Below are 14,181 nucleotides of genomic sequence, written 5' to 3'. Positions count from 1 at the left end.
GGATGCCGGAGTGGCTCGAAGCCGGGGTGTGGGGCCTGGTCGGTGGGGCGGCGCTCGTGATCGGCGCCGCGGTGGCGTGGTTCGCGCGCGTACCGTCGCGGGTGGTCGCCTGGATCATGGCCTTCGGGGCCGGGGTGCTGATCTCGGCGCTCGCCTTCGACCTGGTGGACGAGGCCGAACGCACCGGCGGCCTGCTCCCGACGGCGTTCGGGTTCCTCGGCGGGGCCGTGGCGTACGTGCTGGCGAACGTCGCGCTGGCCCGGCGCGGCGCGCGGCACCGGAAGCGGTCGCACGGCCGGCAGCCCTCGGAGGACGAGGTGCGGGGCAGCGGCAGCGCGATCGCCATCGGGGCGCTGCTGGACGGGGTGCCGGAGTCGGTCGTGCTGGGGCTGTCGCTGCTCGGCGGTGGCGGGATCGGCGTGTCCGTGCTGGCCGCGGTGTTCATCTCGAACGTGCCGGAGGGGTTGTCGAGCGCGGCCGGCATGAAGCAGGCGGGCCGGAGCGCGCGGTACGTGTTCGGGGTGTGGGGCGGCATCGCGCTGGCCAGTGGCGCCGCCGCACTGCTGGGGAACCTGCTCCTCGGCGGCGCGGCGCCGGAGACCATCGCGGTGATCACGGCGGTGGCGGCAGGCGCGATCCTGGCGATGATCGCGGACACGATGGTGCCGGAGGCGTTCGAGGAGGCGCAGCTGGTGACGGGCCTGATCACGGCGGCCGGGTTCCTGACGGCCTTCGCCCTGGAACGGGCGGCCTGATCGCGCCAGGATCGGATCATGACCGAGGCCTGGACCCGCGGCGGCTACTACGTGCAGACCAGCGCGGACGTGGAAACCGCGACCCGCATCGCGCGAGCCGTGCTCGGTCACGAGCCCGAAGTGCGCCGGACGAACCTGCGCGTCGGTTTTCTGCAGGCCGATGCCGACCAGAACCTGCTCGCGCCGGTCTGGTTCACCTGCCGCGCGGAGGTGGACCTCGGCTACCGGCGCCGGGAAGCCGGGAAGATCACCTGGGCACTGCGACGGCGCCTGCACCACGCCCGCCGGCGCTACTCCGCCCCGCTCCGGTTCCGGGTGTGACTGCGGCCCTCGCCACACGGGAGAAGTGTTAGCAGCGGCCGCTGTAGCCATCGACACAAGGACAGCTCGCTGACCCGCCGGTAGCGTGGTGACGCGCCTGGGCGAGTGCCCAGAAATGCAGGTCTTGGCCCCGACCGGCCCAGGCCTCAAGCACGTCCCACCGCCGGGACCCGTTCGGGACTACCCCGGCTCCTTCGGAAGGAAACACCCTTGCGGCGAGAAATGCCGCCGATGATCCGCGCGCTCGGAAACCACAACTACCGCCTGTGGGCGACCGCCGACTTCGTCTCGGTGACCGGTACGTGGATGCAGGTACTCGGCCTCAACTGGGTCGTCATGGCCCGCACCGGCTCGGCCACCTCGGTCGGTCTGTCGGTCCTCCTCTCGACTCTCCCGGCGCTGCTCATCGGCCCCTGGGCGGGCGCGATCGCCGACCGGTTCCCGCCCCGGCGGATCATCCTCGCCGGCCAGACCACCCACCTGGTCATCGCGCTGCTGCTGGCGTTCATGGTGTGGCAGGACATGCCGCTGGCCACCATCTACGGCCTCACCGCCATCGCCGGCATGGTCGGCGCCTTCGAATCCCCCGCGCTGGGCCGGTTCGCGGGCCAGGTCGTCCCCCGCCACGACCTCGGCAACGCGCTCGCCCTCGGCAGCATCATCAACTCCGCCGGGCGCGTGCTCGGCATGAGCCTGGCCGGCGTGCTCGCCGCCGCGGTCGGGGACGCGCTCCTGTTCGTGCTCAACGCGGCCAGCTTCGTCGCCGTCATCGTCACCGTCCTGGTGATCCGCACGGCCGAACTGCACCCGCTCGCCGTCGCCAAGGCCGAACGCGCCGGGGTCCGCGCCGGCGTGGCCTACGTGCGCCGCAGCCACGTGCTGATCGTCCTGTTCACGCTCGGTTTCGTGCTGTCCGGCCTCGGCCGCAACTACCAGGTCACCATGGCCGCCATGGCCCAAGGGCCGCTGAACTCGGGCGCCGCGGGCTACGGGCTGCTGTCGTCCGTGTTCGCCGTCGGCACGGTGATCGGCGGGATCATCGCGGCCCGCGTGCGGGAGCTCACCGTCCCGCTCCTGCTCGGCGCCGCCGCGGTCACGAGCTTCCTGCAGACCGTCAGCGGTTTCCTGCCCGGCATGCTCGGCTTCGGCGCGGTGATCCTGCCGATCGCGGCAGGCGCGGTCCTCATCGACACCGCGAAGAGCACCCGGCTGCAGCTCGACTCGGCCGAGGACATGCGCGGCCGCGTGCTCTCGATCGACGGCGCGATCGCCGCGGCCGCGGGCGCGACCGGCGCCCCGCTGCTCGGCTGGATGTGCGAGCTGCTCGGCGCGAGCGAGGCCCTGCTGGTCGCGGGTGTGGTCACCCTCGCCGCCACCGGTGCGGCGACGCTCGCGCTGCAGCGGGCGCGCCGCCGGGTCGTCGAACCCGTGCTCGCCGCCTCAGCGGCGTGACCCGGTCAGCTCGTCGGGGCTGACGATCGCCGGGGAGCCCTGCAACGGCCGGCCCGCCGACTCCCGCGTCAGGTGGATGCAGATCGCGCCGACGACACCGGCCGCGATCAGGTAGTACGCGGGCCAGTTCAGGTCGCCGGTGCCGGCCACCAGGGCTCCCATCACGGTCGACGTGGTGCCGCCGAACAGCGACACCGAGATGTTGAACGCGATCGACAGCGCTCCGGCGCGGATGTGCGTCGGGAACATCGCGGGCAGCGTCGCGGGCAGCGTGCTGGAGAAGCACACCAGCGTCAGGCCCATCACGGCCAGCCCGGCGAACGTCGCGACGTCCCCGCCGACGCGGAGCAGCAGCACGGCGGGCAACGACAACACGACCAGCCCGAGACAGCCCGCCATCACGATCCGGCGGCGCCCGAACCGGTCCGACAGCCGCCCGAGGAACGTGACCACCACCATCAGCAGCACGAGCACCACGATCTGCAGCACCTGCGCCGCGGTCTCCCCGACCCCGTCCTCGCCGTGGCCGGGCAGCGTGTCGGTCAGGTAGGTCGGCATGTAGCTGGTGAGCATGTAGTTCGTGACGTTCCAGGCGAGCACCAGCCCGGCGCACAGCAGCATCGCGGGCCAGTAGCGGCTGAAGATCGTGCGGAACTCCTGCCCGGCCGACCCGCGCTGCTTCCCCTCGCCGGAGACGTAGTTCGCGAACGCCGGGGTCTCCTCCAGCCGCAGCCGCAGGTAGAGGCCGACCAGGCCGATGGGCAGCGCGATCAGGAACGGGATCCGCCAGCCCCAGCTCAGCAGCTGGTCCTCGGTGAGCACCGCGGTCAGCACGGTCGCGATCGTCGCGCCGAACGCATACCCGGTCAGGGTGCCGAATTCGAGCCAGCTGCCCAGGAACCCGCGGCGGCGGTCCGGCGCGTACTCGGCGATGAACGTCATGGCGCTGCCGTACTCGCCGCCCGTCGAGACTCCCTGGAGCAGCCGGGCGAACAGCACCAGCAGCGGCGCGGCGATGCCGATCGCCTCGTACCCGGGCACCACGCCGATCGCGAACGTGCCCAGCGCCATCAGCACGACGGTCAGCGACAGCACGCGCTTGCGGCCGATGCGGTCGGACAGCGGCCCGAAGAACAACCCGCCGAACGGCCGGATCAGGAACGACACCGCGAACAAGCCGAAGGTGGCGATCGTCGCGACCGGACCGGACAGGTCGGTGAAGAAGACCTTGCTGATCGTCGTGGTGAGGTAGCCGTAGACGCCGAAGTCGTACCACTCGGTGATGTTGCCGATCGCCGCCGCGCCGACCGCCCGCTTGACCACCGCCGGATCAGCGACGCTCACGTTTTGGTCTGGCACCGTCGCCGCGTACCCGTGGTCTGGACCGGGAAAACCACCCGGTCCAGGGGATCCGCGATGAGCCGCACCACACGCGAAGCGGCCGTACCCCGAGCGGTCGAACCCACCGCCACCCGGATTGACCTGCGCTGATCCGGGTATCCGCCGGTGCAGACCAGTCGACGGCGACCCAGGGGCGGCCCATGTTGAGCCGGAACGAGCAACAGCAGCTCAGGGCGATCGAGCAGTGGTTCGAGATCAGCGATCCCGAGCTGACCAGAGCGCTGCGCGAGGGCCGGTTCCACCACCTCGGCCGGTTCCGCAGGCTGGGGTGCCTGGCGTTGATGACGTTCGGCGCGCTCCTGATCGGGCTGGGCGCGGTGACCGCGAACGTGTTCCTGTTGTTCGTCGGCATCCTCGCCCTGACCACGGGCGTGTGCCTGCGGATCGGCGCGCTGCGGCCGTGACGGCGGGGCGGACGCCCGCCCCGCCGCCCGCTGGTCAGGCGAGCATCGCCTGCATTTCGGCGATCTCCGCCTGCTGGCTGTCGATGATCCGCTGGGCCAGTGCCTTCGCGTCGGCGTTCGAGCCCGCCGCCAGCTCGGTCCGCGCCATCTCGATCGCGCCCTGGTGGTGCTCGATCATCATCCGCAGGAACTGCCGGTCGAACTCGGCGCCGGTGGCGTGCTCGAGCGCGGCCATGTCGTCGTGGCCCATCTCGCCCGGCATCGAGTGGTCCATCGGCGTGGCCGGCGCGCCCCACTGGGTGAGCCAGCCGCGCATCTGCTGGATCTCCGGGTCCTGCGCCCGCTGGATGCGGGCGGCGAGGTCGAGCACGCGCTGGTCGGTGCTGCGGCCGGGCGCCAGCTCCGCCATCGCGAGCGCACCTTCGTGGTGCGGGATCATCATCCGGGCGAAGTCGACGTCGGCCTGGTTGTGACCGGCCTGCTGCTCGGCCGCGGTCGTGGTGGTGCCGTGGGACTCGTGCGGCTGGGTCCCGCAACCGGTCAGGAGGGTGGCGGCCAGCAGCAGGCCGCCCATGGTCTTGCGCATGGGTAAGGAAACCTCTCATGTGTTTGCTACTGCGAATTCGGCGGACGAGCGCCGATCACAGCCGCAGCACGCAGAGGCCGGCGAGCACCGCGCGACCGGACGGCCGGTCCGGCGCCCGCGAGCGGGGACGGCCGGCGGGGCGACGGGCGAGCGGCGGGTTCCGCACCGCGCGCAGCACCGTCCACAGGCCGAGCAGCACCCCGGCCAGCAGCACGGCGAGGCACAGGTGCAGCACGTCGTGCGTCATGCCGTGGCCGTGGTCGCCGTCGGGTTGCCCGGTGTGGGCGACCACGGTCACGACCGCGCTCTCCGGGTGGTCCGCTCCGGCGATGTGGTGCATGCCGACCAGGCCGAACGCGAGCAGGCACAGCAGCACCGCTCGTCGCCAGCCGGTCACCGTCACGCGATCAGGATATGCCGAGCGGTGGATCGGGCGGCGGCATCGGGGGCTCCGGCGGGGTCGGCGGCACCGGCGGTTCGGGCGGTGGCGGCGGCACCGGATCGGGACCCGGCCCGGGCGGGATGGGCTCGGGACCGGGAGGCACGGGGTGCACCATGGCGTCCTCCCTGGGTCGTTGTCGACATGCCCGGTATACCCGGTTCCGGATCGCGGCGCACGTCGTCGATCTGCGCCTAGACTGGTCACATGCGGCGGCACCGGCCGGTAGTCGAAGTGCCCGACGTCGTTGGCCTCGGCGCGGACGACGCGTGCTCGATCGTGCGCCGCGCCGGGCTGGTCCCCGCCGGGCCCGAGGGCATGCCCGCACCCGAGGAGGGCGTGGTCGTCGCACAGGCGCCCATCGGCACGGCTGGCGCCGAGCAGGGCGCCACGGTCGTCCTGATCACCCAGCACGGCCGCCGCCCGTCGGACGACCCGATCACGCCGCCGCCGACCGAAGAGGCCGACACCCTCCAGCCTGCCTGATCGGGCAGCCGCCCCTTCCCGGCCGTCCCGCGACCGGACAACGCCTGTCAGCACTTCACCTGATGAGCCTATTGTCCGTTACCGCGCGCGCCACTCACATTGGTATAGACCATCCACTCGATCGGATGAAAGGGTCTGCCGATGCTGAGTCGCCGGAGCTTCCTCCTCGCCGCGAGCGCCGGAGCGGTGGCGCTCTCCGTCAGACCGGCGAGCGCGGCCACCGCGCTGCCCCTGACGATCGTCAACGACAGCGGCGAGTTCGCGAACACCTCGATCTGGTGCTACCTGGTCGGCACCGACAGCGCGGGCAACCAGTTCCGGGTCCGCGCGGACGGGTCCATCGCGCCGGTTTCGTTGTCCGACAACGGTTCTGACGGGTTCACCGACTACGCGATCCCGCTGAACGCCGGCGGCGCCACCACGATCAACGTGCCGCCGATGTCCGGGCGCCTGTACTTCGCGCTGGGGCAGAAGCTCAAGTTCAAGGCCGTCACCGACGGCGCCGGCCGCCCGGCGCTGCAGTACCCGGCGGGGTGGGTGGCGAGCGACCCGAACTACCGGATCCTGCACGACTTCGTCGAGTTCACGCTCGACGACCTGGGCATGCACTGCAACACCACCATGGTCGACCAGTTCAGCGTGCCGCTGTCGATCCAGCTCACCGGCGCCGCGTCACAGAGCACCGGCACGCTCAAGGCGGGCGGCCGGGCGCAGATCTTCGACCAGATCCGGGCGCAGCCGGACTTCGCGAACCTGGTGGTGGACGACCTGCGGGTGATCGCGCCCGGTCACGGCCTGGACGCCGGCCGGTTCTCCGCCACCTACTTCGACAGCTACACCGACGCGGTGTGGGCCAAGTACGCGGGCACGGACCTGCGGCTGGACACCGGATCCGCGGTCTTCACCGGGCGCGTCGGGTCCGACGGCAACCTCGTCGTCCGGGACGGCTCCGGCCGCACCGCGTCGCCGATCCGGCGACCGTCCACACGGGACATCCTGTTCTGCGACGGCGCGCTGGCCGCGCCGAACGACGGGCTCACCGGCCCGGTCGCGGCACTGCTCGGCGCCGCGCTGAACCGCTCGACGCTGCTGGACAACCCGAACCAGCCGGTCTCCGACCCCGGCGCGTTCTACCGCGCGGCGGTGACCAACCACTACGCCCGGATCATGCACACCGCCACCGCGGACGGGCGGGCGTACGGCTTCGCGTTCGACGACGTCGGCGGGTTCGCCTCCTACATCGAAGACCCCGCCCCGCGGTCCTGCACCGTCACCCTCACCCCGTTCTAGGAAAGGCTCGCACATGAAACGACTGATCGTGCTCGTGCTCGCCGGACTCCTCGTCGCGCTCGGCTGGACGCCCGCGCAGGCCGCGTTGCCGTCCAAGCAGCTCACCGGCTACTGGCAGAACTTCGTGAACTCGGCGCAGCCGCTGAAGCTGTCGCAGGTGCCCGACGCCTACGACGTCATCGTGCTCGCCTTCGCCAACGCCGACCCCGCCACGCCCGGCGCGGTGACCTTCGGCGTGGACCCGGACTTGTCGAACGCGCTCGGCGGCTACTCCGACGCCGACCTGAAGGCCGACATCGCCGCCAAGAAGGCGGCGGGCAAGTCGATCGTGCTGTCGATCGGCGGCGAGCGGGGCAACATCGACCTGAGCAGCGCCGACCGGGTGAGCGCTTTCGTCGACTCGTTCACCCGCGTCGCGACCGAGTTCGGCGTCCAGGGCATCGACATCGACCTGGAGGGCACCTTCGACGCGGCGAACACCGCGAGCGCGGTGACCCAGGTGCACGACCGCATGGGCGACGGCTTCCTGGTCACGATGGCGCCGCAGACGCTCGACGTGCAGCCCGGCGGCCGGTACCTGACGCTGATCGAGAGCGTGAAACCGCTGATCACCGTCGTGCACACGCAGTACTACAACTCCGGCTCGATGCTCGGGTGCGACGGGCGGGTGGTGTCGCAGGGCAGTGTCGACTTCATCACCGCGCAGGCCTGCCACCTGCTGCAGGTGCTGCGGCCGGACCAGGTCGCGATCGGGTTGCCGGCGACCGCGCAGGCGGCGGGCAGCGGGTACGTGGCGCCCTCGGTGGTGAACGCGGCGCTCGACTGCCTGGCGACGCGGACCGGCTGCGGGTCCTACGTGCCGTCGACCGCGTGGCCCGGTATCAGCGGCGTGATGACGTGGTCGGTCAACTGGGACGCCTCGTCGGGCTGGGCGTTCTCCACACCGGTGCGGGCGCACTTGGACGCGCTCGGCTGACTGTCCGTACTGGACACTGTCCCCGTGTCACTCGTCAGGGTGACACGGGGAACTTTTTGCGTGGGTTATTCCCAACCTTTGACACTGCTTTGACACCCCTCGGCGCCGCGCGGAACCATTCCGTTCCGCCCAATTCCCGGGCACAGATTCAGGGAACGGAACATGGAGAAGGCATGCGCCTGAAATCGCCGTCATGGCGAAAAATACTGACGGGCACGGCGGCTGTCGCACTGGCCGCCGGCGCCGTGACCTACACGGGCACGAGCAGCGCCTACGCCGACGTGCAGGTGGTCACCGATTCGAAAACCGGGGCCGACGGAAAGCAGTACTGGGTGGAGAACCACCTGGTCGGCGGCGACGTCAATAAAATTCGCAGTGAAAACAATGGGCAGCGTAAGGAATGGCTGCTCGTGTGGGCGGGCGACGAGAACATCGCGGACACCGTCGTCAAGGACGTCAAGAACCTGCCCGGCACCATCAGCGGCGGGCTCAACAAGGCGAAGAACGCGCTGCCCGGACCGGACTTCCTCGCCGTCATCGACGCGACCGAGGGCTCCCCGACGTACGGCAAGGTCGTCAACACCGCCACCGTCGGCCCGCTGGTCGAGAACGAGCCGCACCACATGCAGTACGTGTGGCACAAGGGCGACACGATCTACGCCGGCGCGTTGTTCGCGGCCGCGACCTACGCGTTCGACGTGAGCGCGTTGCCGCAGCTCAAGCTCAAGGGCGTCAGCCTGCCGACGCAGACCCTCGGCGGGTCGGTCCCGGACGCCTACTGGGTGCTCAAGGACGGGACGGCCTACGGCACCTACATGGGTGGCCCGGTCGCGCCCGGCCCGTACACCTACGCCAACGGCCAGACCGTGATCAGCAACGGCTTCGCGGGCAGCCCCGGCGAGGTCGTGCGGTTCGACCAGAACGCGCAGGTCCTGTCGCAGACCTCGGCCGCCACGCCGCAGGGCGACAACGCGAAGCTGTGCGAGAACCTGCCGACGCTGGGCCAGCCGACCTGCGCCAACCCGCACGGCATCCAGGCCCGCGAGGACCTGAACACGCTGGTGACCAGCGACTACGCCGAGCCGCGGAACATCATCCTCGACCCGGTCAAGCAGCCGTCCCCGTACCTGCGCCGCCCGACGGTCCGGACCTGGGACATCTCCGACCGCAACAACCCGAAGCTCAAGGCCGTGTCCTACCTGCCGGACGGCCCGCGCGCCGGGGACTACGACCCGCTCTACGCGGAGAGCCGCGCGGTCATGGAGACCACGGTGACCAACCTGCCCGGGCACAAGGGCGCCTTCGCCCAGACCATGCAGGGCGGCGCGGTGTTCTACACGCCGGACATCACCAAGGCCGAGCCCCACTGGTACCAGGTGTGGGACGACGGCGCGGCGAACCGGGCGCTGGGCAACAACGACAGCATCGGCGCCAGCTCCAACGGCGGCTGGATCCAGACCAGCCCGGACGACCGGTTCCTCTACCGCGCCATCCAGGGGCGGCAGAAGGGCACCCTCGGGCCGGACGACCCCGGCACCACCGGTGGCGTCTACATCCTGAACATCGAGAACCTGCTCGCGCAGGGTCCGGACTGGGCGGGCCCCGGCATCCAGACCAAGGAGCAGGCGCGCAGCGGCGCGGACAACGGGGTGCTGCCCACGCTCGCCGGTGCGGCGCCGATCAACCCGGGCACCCCCGGGGCGGGCCCGCACTGGGGCGCGTACGACAACTTCGAGCTGGGCGAGGACGGCTTCTACCACGAGGTCACCTCGCCGGACCGGCTCGCGGTGTCGAACTACTTCGTCGCCCGGTCCGGGCTGGACGGTGACCACAAGGTCAACATCGTGAAGCTGTCGCCGGACGGCAAGGCCACGGTGGACCAGGACTTCCGCGACGAGTTCACCCGCCAGGTGGGCATCAACTTCAACCGGAAGTCGTGGCCGCACGGCGATTTCGGCAACGCGAAGCCCCACTCGGAACTGTTCGTCGTCGCCGACGCGGACGTGAAGTAAGCGCTCTCCGTGCGGGGCCGTCCCCGGCCCCGCACGGACGGTGCGCGGAAGAGGTAACTCATGGACCACGGGTCCCATCCGGTCACCGGCTCCGCCGGGCTGGATCTGGCCGCGCTGATCGTGCGGCTGGTGCTGCTGCCCGCCACGGCCTTCGTCGCGGGGATCGGGCTGCTGCGGCCGCGGGTGGAGACGCTGCCCCGCCGGTTGTGGCAGGTCACCGCCGTGCTGGGCGGTCTGTCGGCAGTGCTGGCCGTGGTGTCGGCGGTGGCCTTCGACGTCAACGTCGTCGGCGCGGTCGTGCACGCGCTGCTGGTGCTGGCCGTGCCGGTGCTGACCACGCGGCGGCCGCCGGTGGGCCGCTGGGTGGCCACCGCGCTGCTGGTGTTGCTGGTCCTGGAGACCGCGCTCGGCCGGTCCGGGGTGGAGTTCGCGATCGACACGGTCTACGTCGGGGCGACGGCCGCCTGGTTCGGGCTGGCGTCGCTGGCGCTGGCGCGCGCGGAGACGCCCCGGCTCGGTCCGCTGTCCTGGACGCTCGGCGGTGTGCTGGCGCTGGCGGGCGCGGTGCAGCTGGTCCTGTCCGGAGTGGCGTTCGACCGGCGGCTGTACGAGACCGGGTTCGGGATCGCGTTGCTGGCCGCGTTCGTGCTGCCGATCGTGGCGGCCGTGTTGTGGCGGCGGGTCGCGGTCGTCGGCGTCGCGGCCGCGTTCGTGGCGTGGAGCGCGTTCGTCGCCCTGCCGGAGCCGGCCGAGCTGCCGGTGCCCGGGGTGCCGTTGCTCGCCGACGCGGGTGGCACGCCGGTGCTGGTGAGCCCGCAGCGGCCCGGGCGGAACCTCGTCCACCTGTCCACGGCCGGGTCGGTCGCGGTCGGGGACGGGCCGGCCGTCCAGGCGGTGGCGCGGCCGGGGGCCTCCGGGTTCTGGGCCGAGGTCGACCTGCCCGCGGGGCGCAGCTCGGTTGTGGTGTCCGGCCGGACCATCGAGGTGGACACCGGTTCGGCGAGCGGGGTCGCGACGGCGTCCGGCCCGGACGGACCGGAGTGCGCGACGACCGCGCTGGGCGGTCTGGTCGCCGGGCGGAAGGACGTGCTGACCAGCTGCCCGGCGGACGCACTGTCCGAAGCGGACGCGGACGCGCTGCGCAAGCTCGTCGGTTTCCTGGCCGCCCGCGGGACCGGCTCGATCACGGTCGTCGGCGATTCGTCGGCGCGGGGCACGGAGGCGGCCCGGGTGGTCCGGGACGCGGCTGCGGCTGGTGGTGTCGCCGTGCGGCCGGACGGTGCGGCGCTGGTGGTGGTGTCCGGGTGGGCGCAGGCGGCGTCGGCGCTGGACGGTGCGGCCGCGGCGCAGCGGGAGCGGCCGGCGTACCCGTACGGGCTGTACGTCGCGCCGTGGTTGCTGACCGGGCCGCTGGTGAACACGGTCGCCAGCTCGACGGTGCCGCTGCGGTTCGACCCGCGCGAGCAGGCGGCGGTCAGTTACGCCGTGGCGCTGGACAACGCGTTCCCCGGCGAGGCGGCGACGGTGACCGGGTTCCGGCAGTGGCTCGGCCCGGAGCAGCCCGAACCGCCGCGGGTGCAGCTGTTCGCGGCGGCGCAGGTCAACGCGATGCCGATGGCGCCGGGACAGCCGCACGCGCCGGGCATGGACGTGCCGGGTGAGGGTGCCGGGTTCTTCGTTCCACAGGGGACGGTCGTGCCGATCAGTTTTCCGCTCGGTTGAGACGGGCGGAGCAGAAAGGAGAGTGCAAGTGCGCAGGAGTGTGGCGAGGGTGCTGGCGGGCGGCGTGATCGCGGCCGCGGCGCTGGGGCTCGGCGGCGGCGTCGCGAGCGCCGACGAGGTGCCGATCTGGCTCGGCCCGGGAGCCGACGCGGGCCCCCTGCTCGACCCGACGATCGGGGCGCCGACCACGGTGCTGGCCCCGGTCTACGGCCTGCTGACCGAACTGGCGGGCTGAGCGGGACCAGGAGGAGCCCCGCGCCAGGTGGGTGGCGCGGGGCTCTTTCGTGCTCCGGCCCGGCGCCGCCGCAGCCCGGCGGCAGGCGGCGGTCCATGCCAGGCACTGCCAGGCACTGCCGGTGGCGCGGAGCTCTTGCGTGCTCCACCCAGCCCCTCCGCACCTCGACAGCGGGCTCCCGCGCGAACTCGCGCAGCCTGCGCCCGGCTCGCCCCCCGCCAACCGTCCCGGCGGCCCGAACAGAAAGAACCCCGCGCCAGGTGGGTGGCGCGGGGCTCTTCCGTGCTCCAGCCCGGTCCTCCGCCACTCGGCCGCAGGCCCCCGCACGAGCTCACGCAGCCCGACCCACCCACCAACCGTCCCCGGCGGCCCGAACAGAAAGAGCCCCGCGCCAGGTGGGTGGCGCGGGGCTCCTCCGTGTTCAACCTCAGCCGAAGCTCGGCAGCAGCTTGCCCGGCGCCGCGTTGATCGACCGGACCAGGCCGATCACCGGCACGCCCAGCGGCGCGAAGGTGTAGGCGTTGTCGAGGTTGGTCGTGTCCGGCTCGTCCACCACGGCCACGTCGCCCGGCGCGGGAGCGGCCAGCGCGGGTGCCGCGGCGCCGAGCACGGCCGCCCCGGCGAGGGCGCTCGCGACGAGGCCCCGGATCACGGTCTTCTTCATGTTCCCACCTTTCTCTGTCGGGGATTTTCCTTCCCCGCAACGAAGAATGGCAGGACAACCCGGCGGTTGTCCTGCCATTCCAGGGCTTGGGAAGGTCAGCAGATCGAGTCGGCCGGCTTCGGGTTGGCGAGCCCGAACAGCGGCCGCAGCTTCAGGCCGATCCACGTGCCGCCCAGCGCGAAGATGCCCCACAGCCAGCCGTGCAGGCTGCCGGTGGAGATGCCGGCCAGGTAGGCGCCGATGTTGCAGCCGCCGGCGAGCCGGGCGCCGATGCCCATCAGGATTCCACCGAGGACGGACGCGATCGCCGTGCGCCACGGGATCTCCGAGTGGATCTTCCAGGTTCCCGCGGCCGCGGCGGCGACGGCGGCGCCCAGGATGATGCCGATGTCGGTGAGGCTCGTCTTGTCCGTCCAGATCGGACTCGCCAGCGACTTGGCGTTGCTCGTGGTCTGCCAGAACTCCCAGGTTTCCGGGTGCAGGCCGATCAGCTGCAGGAACTTCGCGCCCCACAGGGCGAAGGCGAACGTGACGCCCCAGGTGCCACCCGAGACGAGCACGACCGCGGCGGCGAGCACGGCCAGCACGACCGCGCCGACGAGCAGCGGCCACGAGCCGCGGAACACGCGGGCGAAGCCCTTCGCGGTGGGCGGAACGCCGACCGGCGGCGGGTTGCGGCGCGCCTGGACCACCCGCGTGGCGACGACGACCAGCCCGAGCACCGCGATGGTGATGGCCCACGAGCCGAACCAGCCGACGTGGTCGGCGAGCAGCACGCCGGACACCTGCGGCCAGCCGTCGAAGAGCGGGAACGCCCAGGTGTAGAGGACCGATCCGGCGATGAACCCGCCCAGCGTGAGCACGATCGACGACTGCCCGGACCCGACCGCGAACAACGTGCCGGACGCGCACGCGCCACCGAGCTGCATGCCGACGGCGAACAACGCGGCGCCGACGAACAACGCGAGCCCGATCGGTCCCGCGGTGGCCTTCGGCGTGGTGCCGAACAGGCCGGTGCCGGTGCCGATGAGCAGGGCGATCAGGGTCGCGGCGGTGCCGAGCAGCAGGGCGTGGGCACGCAGGCCCTCACCGTTGCCGACCGCGATGAGCTGCCGCCACGCGGAGGTGAAGCCGAAGCGCGAGTGGTACAGCGCGAGGCCGAGGAACAGCCCGATGACCAGCAGCGCGCCGAACTTGCCGCCGTAGGTGGCCCAGACGTACCAGCTCAGCGCGACGGACCCGGCGGCCGAGATCGCGAGCGGCACCCAGCGGACGGGCGCCTCCGGCTCCGGAATCGGCGCGGCGCACGAGGTGGGCGAGCGCAGCAGGAAGTTGCCGGCCGGGGGCCGGTCGGTGACAGCGGACACAGAGCACTCCAAAACGGGCCATGGGGGTCAACCACGGACAACGTTAAGACTCCGTGAACCATTCGCCCAGG

Annotated in this window: 15 protein-coding genes; 10 read left to right on the top strand and 5 right to left on the bottom strand. The window is 71.9% G+C overall.

The window, feature by feature from the left end:
* The first annotated feature begins 2 nt into the window (after positions 1-2).
* The 3 genes from ABZ215_RS04350 to ABZ215_RS04340 all read left to right on the top strand — a co-directional run bounded on the left by ABZ215_RS04350 (position 3) and on the right by ABZ215_RS04340 (position 2,528).
* Positions 3-755 (top strand): ZIP family zinc transporter, encoded by a 753-nt coding sequence (locus ABZ215_RS04350; protein WP_020418302.1) that lies wholly within the window; start codon positions 3-5, stop codon positions 753-755.
* 18 nt (positions 756-773) lie between these two features.
* Positions 774-1,076, top strand: a complete 303-nt coding sequence (locus tag ABZ215_RS04345; protein ID WP_354947676.1) for a hypothetical protein — start codon at positions 774-776, stop codon at positions 1,074-1,076.
* Positions 1,077-1,307: 231 nt separating this feature from the next.
* Positions 1,308-2,528: an MFS transporter gene (locus ABZ215_RS04340; RefSeq protein ID WP_354947674.1), complete on the top strand. Its 1,221-nt coding sequence runs from the start codon at positions 1,308-1,310 to the stop codon at positions 2,526-2,528.
* Here ABZ215_RS04340 and ABZ215_RS04335 read toward each other — a convergent pair.
* Complete coding sequence (locus tag ABZ215_RS04335) at positions 2,517-3,872, bottom strand: MFS transporter (protein ID WP_354708793.1); 1,356 nt, start codon at positions 3,870-3,872, stop codon at positions 2,517-2,519. The two genes, ABZ215_RS04340 and ABZ215_RS04335, sit on opposite strands and share 12 nt — an antisense overlap.
* Before the next feature lie 197 nt (positions 3,873-4,069).
* Between ABZ215_RS04335 and ABZ215_RS04330 the strand changes: the two genes are divergently transcribed.
* Entirely contained in the window at positions 4,070-4,333 is a 264-nt protein-coding gene (locus ABZ215_RS04330) for a DUF3040 domain-containing protein (protein ID WP_020418306.1), read from the top strand.
* Positions 4,334-4,367: 34 nt separating this feature from the next.
* On the opposite strand, the gene ABZ215_RS04325 is transcribed toward ABZ215_RS04330, so the two are convergent.
* Together ABZ215_RS04325 and ABZ215_RS04320 are read right to left on the bottom strand one after the other, a co-directional pair.
* Positions 4,368-4,919, bottom strand: a complete 552-nt coding sequence (locus ABZ215_RS04325; protein ID WP_354947672.1) for a DUF305 domain-containing protein — start codon at positions 4,917-4,919, stop codon at positions 4,368-4,370.
* Between the two features lie 55 nt (positions 4,920-4,974).
* On the bottom strand, positions 4,975-5,322 hold the full coding sequence (locus ABZ215_RS04320; RefSeq protein ID WP_354947670.1) for a hypothetical protein: 348 nt from the start codon (positions 5,320-5,322) through the stop codon (positions 4,975-4,977).
* 243 nt (positions 5,323-5,565) lie between these two features.
* Here ABZ215_RS04320 and ABZ215_RS04315 point away from each other — a divergent pair, with 243 nt between their 5' ends.
* The 6 genes from ABZ215_RS04315 to ABZ215_RS04290 all read left to right on the top strand — a co-directional run bounded on the left by ABZ215_RS04315 (position 5,566) and on the right by ABZ215_RS04290 (position 12,079).
* Positions 5,566-5,844 (top strand): PASTA domain-containing protein, encoded by a 279-nt coding sequence (locus ABZ215_RS04315; RefSeq protein ID WP_228685023.1) that lies wholly within the window; start codon positions 5,566-5,568, stop codon positions 5,842-5,844.
* 141 nt (positions 5,845-5,985) lie between these two features.
* Positions 5,986-7,134, top strand: a complete 1,149-nt coding sequence (locus ABZ215_RS04310; RefSeq protein ID WP_354708790.1) for a beta-1,3-glucanase family protein — start codon at positions 5,986-5,988, stop codon at positions 7,132-7,134.
* A gap of 13 nt (positions 7,135-7,147) precedes the next feature.
* Complete coding sequence (locus ABZ215_RS04305; protein ID WP_354708788.1) at positions 7,148-8,110, top strand: chitinase; 963 nt, start codon at positions 7,148-7,150, stop codon at positions 8,108-8,110.
* A 173-nt stretch (positions 8,111-8,283) separates the two neighbouring features.
* Positions 8,284-10,122 (top strand): hypothetical protein, encoded by a 1,839-nt coding sequence (locus tag ABZ215_RS04300; protein WP_354947668.1) that lies wholly within the window; start codon positions 8,284-8,286, stop codon positions 10,120-10,122.
* A gap of 60 nt (positions 10,123-10,182) precedes the next feature.
* Positions 10,183-11,844, top strand: a complete 1,662-nt coding sequence (locus tag ABZ215_RS04295) for a hypothetical protein (RefSeq protein WP_354947666.1) — start codon at positions 10,183-10,185, stop codon at positions 11,842-11,844.
* 28 nt (positions 11,845-11,872) lie between these two features.
* Positions 11,873-12,079, top strand: a complete 207-nt coding sequence (locus ABZ215_RS04290) for a hypothetical protein (RefSeq protein WP_354947664.1) — start codon at positions 11,873-11,875, stop codon at positions 12,077-12,079.
* Positions 12,080-12,506: 427 nt separating this feature from the next.
* On the opposite strand, the gene ABZ215_RS04285 is transcribed toward ABZ215_RS04290, so the two are convergent.
* Both ABZ215_RS04285 and ABZ215_RS04280 read right to left on the bottom strand, forming a co-directional pair.
* The gene (locus tag ABZ215_RS04285) at positions 12,507-12,743 is read right to left on the bottom strand and encodes a hypothetical protein (protein WP_020418315.1); all 237 of its coding nucleotides are present in this window, start codon (positions 12,741-12,743) and stop codon (positions 12,507-12,509) included.
* A gap of 95 nt (positions 12,744-12,838) precedes the next feature.
* On the bottom strand, positions 12,839-14,110 hold the full coding sequence (locus ABZ215_RS04280; protein WP_020418316.1) for a YeeE/YedE family protein: 1,272 nt from the start codon (positions 14,108-14,110) through the stop codon (positions 12,839-12,841).
* Positions 14,111-14,181: the final 71 nt, after the last annotated feature.

Origin of the sequence: Amycolatopsis sp. NPDC006131 (assembly GCF_040614175.1) — a bacterium.
GTDB classification, from domain to species: domain Bacteria; phylum Actinomycetota; class Actinomycetes; order Mycobacteriales; family Pseudonocardiaceae; genus Amycolatopsis_E; species Amycolatopsis_E tucumanensis.
The sequence above is the reverse complement of the archived record's forward strand: the minus strand, read 5'-3'. Positions and strand labels throughout refer to the sequence as shown.